Origin of the sequence: Nocardia sp. JW2 (assembly GCF_051843015.1) — a bacterium.
Lineage (GTDB): Bacteria > Actinomycetota > Actinomycetes > Mycobacteriales > Mycobacteriaceae > Nocardia > Nocardia coubleae.
Map to the genome: position 1 here is coordinate 1 of NZ_JBPXLK010000054.1, position 3,898 is coordinate 3,898.

At 67.9% G+C, this 3,898-nt stretch carries 4 protein-coding genes; 1 reads left to right on the forward strand and 3 read right to left on the reverse strand.

Going from position 1 to position 3,898, the window contains the following annotated elements:
- Window positions 1-780 (forward strand): acyl-ACP desaturase (locus tag ACSVDM_RS30700; RefSeq protein WP_439269159.1); only part of this gene is annotated, 780 nt, incomplete at its 5' end.
- Here ACSVDM_RS30700 and ACSVDM_RS30705 read toward each other — a convergent pair.
- From ACSVDM_RS30705 to ACSVDM_RS30715, 3 genes are all read right to left on the reverse strand, one after another.
- Window positions 768-2,087, reverse strand: coding sequence for a diguanylate cyclase domain-containing protein (locus ACSVDM_RS30705; RefSeq protein ID WP_439269160.1), 1,320 nt, complete (start codon window positions 2,085-2,087; stop codon window positions 768-770). The genes ACSVDM_RS30700 and ACSVDM_RS30705 overlap by 13 nt on opposite strands.
- 48 nt (window positions 2,088-2,135) lie before the next feature.
- On the reverse strand, window positions 2,136-2,945 hold the full coding sequence (locus tag ACSVDM_RS30710) for an SAM-dependent methyltransferase (protein WP_067496887.1): 810 nt from the start codon (window positions 2,943-2,945) through the stop codon (window positions 2,136-2,138).
- An 86-nt stretch (window positions 2,946-3,031) separates the two neighbouring features.
- Window positions 3,032-3,679: a YdcF family protein gene (locus ACSVDM_RS30715; RefSeq protein WP_067642724.1), complete on the reverse strand. Its 648-nt coding sequence runs from the start codon at window positions 3,677-3,679 to the stop codon at window positions 3,032-3,034.
- Window positions 3,680-3,898: the final 219 nt, after the last annotated feature.

The following is a 3,898-nucleotide window of genomic DNA, read 5'->3' on the forward strand; positions in this document are numbered from 1 at the left end:
ATCACCAACCTGCTCACCGAGGACAACCTGCCCTCCTATCACCGCGAGATCGCCGAGAACTTCTCCCAGGACGGCGCCTGGGGCACCTGGGTCGGCCGCTGGACCGCCGAGGAGAACCGGCACGGCATCGTGATGCGTGACTATTTGGTCGTGACGCGCGGTGTGGACCCGGTGGCGCTCGAGAACGCGCGGATGATCCACATGACCAACGGCTACTCGGCCATGTCGGTGGTCGACGAGAAGGCGGGCGCCTTCGATGTGCGCGACACTTCCGGCGCCGGCTTCCTGTACTCGGTGGCCTATGTGACCTTCCAGGAACTGGCCACCCGGGTGAGCCACCGCAACACCGGCCGTGCCTGTGACGATCCGATCGCCGACCGCATGCTGGCCCGCATCGCCGCCGACGAGAACCTGCACATGATCTTCTACCGCAACCTCTGCGCGGCCGCCCTCGACCTGGCACCCGACCAGACCATGGAGGCGATCGCGACCATCGTCGCCGGTTTCCAGATGCCGGGCGCGGGCATGCCCGGGTGGCGCCGCAACGGTGTGCTGATGGCCAAGCACGGCATCTACGATCTGCGCCAGCACCTCGAGGAAGTCCTGCTGCCGGTGCTGCGCAGATGGGACATCTTCGAGCGCACCGATTTCGGTCCGCGGGGCGAGAAGGCGCGCGACGATCTGGCCGCCTTCCTCGACCGGTTGCGCCAGGACGTGGTGCGCTTCGAGGAACAGCGCGATCGTTCACTCGCGCGCGCGAAGCAACGTCAGCTGGTCTGATCGAGCGCGGGCGGCGACCGGTGCACCTGTGGCCGGATCGCCGCTCGCGCATGGTGTTTGTTCCGGTACATCGCGGCGTCGGCGGCCTGGAGCAGTTCGTCGGCGGCGGCCGGTGGCTGTTCGAAGAAGGCGGTGCCGATGCTCACGCCAACAGCGAGCATGTGCCCGTCCACCTCGAGCGGTGCCGACAACGCCGACATCAGCTCGTCGGCCAGCTCGGTCAATGCCTGTTCGCCCGAACACTTTTCGACGAGCACGAGGAATTCGTCGCCACCGATACGCGCGGGCAACGCCGAGCGGGGCCCGAGGGTGTCGCGAAGCCGGTCCCCGACCACCCGCAGCACCCGGTCACCGATGGTGTGGCCCCACAGGTCGTTGATCTCCTTGAAGCCGTCGAGGTCCAGATAGCACACGCCGACCGGCGGTTCGGCACCCGCGAGGCGGCTGAACAGGTGCGACCGGTTCGGCAGGCCGGTGAGCGCGTCGTGGTTGGCGTCGTGCCACAGCCGGTCGGCCAGCTGCTTGCGCTCGGTGACGTCGACCGCGACGCCGACCAGGAACCGGATCGCGCCCTCGGCGTCACGAACCGCCGACATCGACAGATCGATCGAGGTGACCCGACCGTCGTCGCGAATGTGTTCGGTCTCGGTCCGGAAGCTCTCCGACTCCCCCGCGACCATCCGCTGCAGTTCGATGAAGGCATCGTTGAGGTTCGCCGGGCCGAGGATGTCGGCGACGGTGCGACCGACCATCGACTCGGGGGTCTGTCCGAGCATTTCGGCCAGGGTCAGGTTGCAGTTCACCACGCTGCCGGTCATGTCGACGGTGCCGATGCCGACCAGCGCACCGTCGAAAACGGCCTCGAAACGGGCCTCCGACAGGGCGCGGCGGTCCTCGGCCTCCTGCGCGGCCGACAGCACCGCGGCCAGCGTCTGTTCCTGTTCGGCCAGTGCCGCCGCCCGCAGCGCGGCGGTGAAACCGGCTGCGAAGTCGGCCGCCAAAGCGACTGCCCGGCTGCGGATTTCGGGTAATGCCGGGTCGTCGGAGCCGGCGGCGGCGTGCTCGACGAGGTCGGTGCACAGCACCGGAACCGTGCGGCTCACCGCGGCCGGGTCGCGGTAGTTCACCGCGACCAGCATGCGCGCCGCCTGCCGGGCCACATCGGGGTCTTCCCCACCGCGGGCGGCATCGATGAGACCTGTGCACAGGGCGGCGAGCATGTCCTCGATCTGGGAGCGGGTGAGGGTGGGAGCGACCACACCGTCGAGCGCGTCAGCCCACCGCTGCGCCAGCTCCCATGACCCCACCGTTCATCCGCCCCTGTCGTCGTCTCTCGCACCGCCGTGACGACGGGCTCAGCCCTTGCGCGCGACCCCACCGAGACCGAGCGAACGCCCGGGCTTCTCGTGCTGATCTCGCTCCGACTCAGGTCGCCACGCCGGCAGTTCCACCACGCCCGGCGACTCCAGATCCCAACCATCGAACATGGCGACGATCGCGTCCTTGGGCCGGAAATGGATACCGACCCGGTTCTCGTTCGCCGCGTTGGCGCTCAGTTTACCCGCGTCCTCCGGCCGCAATTCCGAGGTCAGATGGGAGATGGCGACGAGACTGCCCGGCGCGAGCACCTCCCGTAGCGCGCCCACCTTCCCCGCCGGATCGTCGTCGTCGGACACCAGATGCAGTACCGCGATCAGCAGCAGTCCGACCGGCTCCGCGAAGTCGATCAGCCCGGTCTCCCGGACGGCGGCCAACAGGTCGTCGGTCTTGCGCAGGTCGGCCTCGATCGCGCCCGCCCGCTCGTTCCCGTGCAGGATCGTGCGCGAATGCATGACGGCCACCGGGTCGATGTCGACATAGAGCACGCGGGCCTGCGGATCGAGTTCGTGCACGATCTCGTGCACATTGCCCGCGGTGGGAATGCCGGAACCGATGTCGAGGAACTGGCGGATGCCCGCGTCGAGCATGAACCGGACCGCCCGTCGCAGGAACGCACGGTTGCTCAGCGCCAGGCGCGGCAGATCCGGCACCAACTTGGTTCCCATTTCGGCAGCCATCCGGTCGACCGCGAAATTGTGCGAGCCACCGAGTAGTGCGTCGTACATCCGAGCCGGGCTCGGTTGCTGCATATCGACACCGTCCGGTGCCCAGGCAGGCCTGTCCATCGCCGATCAACCCCTGTCTTTCCGTGCCGCGCCCCGGCGGCATTCGATGATCGTAAACTCCGGCACCGACATAGGCGATGTTCGGTTCACTTGTCCGCACCGTAGGGCTGCGCCCACAGCGGCGCCACGTCCGGCGTCATCGTCGCGACGACGGGCACCCCGGCTGCCAGAAAGTTCTCCAGCGCCCGGCGCATATGATCGGCCGAGGTGATGAGCACCGCCTTGTGCGCGCCGAGTGCCGCCATGAGCTGCGCCGAGAATTTCGCGTTCTGCACGGTGGAACCGGCTTCGGTTTCGGCGTGCAGCCGGTGCCTGGCCACTCCGCGCACATGCAGCCAGTCGGCCATCACCTGCGCCTCGGTGACCCCGTTGCGCGGATTGCCGCCGGTGACGATCACCGGCGAGGCCGGTGACATGTATGCCTGAACAAGCGCGGCGTGCAGCCGGTTGCTCAGCTCGGCACGCATGGTGCCGTCGGGTTGCAGGCCGTAGCCGAGTACCACGATCGCCGTCTCGGGGCCGTAGGTTTCGGGCAGGTCGATTCCCGCTACTCCCGCAAGGGAATTCGCGGCGCCGAGCATATCGGCGGTGACCCGGTCGGTGATGCCCGCGAGCGGGTCGGGTTTCGGTTCGGCGGCTACCGGTGCGGCGGTGAGTACCGCCCCGATGAGGGCGGCGGGAAGCACGAGCGCGGCAGCGCCGCGACGGAGAACTTGATGAGCGAGCCGGTCCATGCGACAACCTCCAGAGCGACGTCGCATCATGGTGACGGACAAGCGCTCCCGCCGCTGCCAAATCCGAAACATTCGCTGGTCGGTTCTGTTTCGTGCCCGGAACTACCCCAGAAACGACGAAAGCCCCCTGACCGTAGTCAGGGGGCTTTCGTGAATGATTGTCCGGCGGTGTCCTACTCTCCCACACCCTGTCGAGTGCAGTACCATCGGCGCAGGTGG

Coding starts and splice junctions, on each gene's coding strand:
- ACSVDM_RS30715 (WP_067642724.1), bottom strand. CDS start 3,679: ATGGACCGGCTCGCTCATCAAGTTCTCCGTCGCGGCGCTGCCGCGCTC.
- ACSVDM_RS30710 (WP_067496887.1), bottom strand. CDS start 2,945: ATGGACAGGCCTGCCTGGGCACCGGACGGTGTCGATATGCAGCAACCG.